Raw genomic sequence first — 280 nt, 5'->3', positions numbered from 1 at the left:
TTATTACAAGATAGATTTGCCGAAAGTATTATGCAAACCTTAATAGACGTTGCACCAAAAGTATTAGAAGACCCAACAGATTTTAAAGCGGCTTCTAACTTTATGTGGAGTTGTACTATGGCGTTAAACGGACTTATACAACAAGGTGTTCCTGGTGACTGGGCCATCCATATGATGGGACACGAATTAACCGCTTTATTTGGTATTGATCACGCCAGAACATTAGCAGTAATTACACCAAGCCATTACAAGTATAATTTTGAAGCTAAGAAAGAAAAAT

1 pseudogene is annotated in these 280 nt (G+C 36.8%); it reads left to right on the top strand.

The window, feature by feature from the left end:
- Positions 1-280: pseudogene (locus FUA24_RS03095) on the top strand (iron-containing alcohol dehydrogenase); the annotation flags it as partial.

The sequence above is a fragment of the Seonamhaeicola marinus genome, from assembly GCF_008085455.1.
This window is presented reverse-complemented; position numbering and strand designations above follow the sequence as displayed.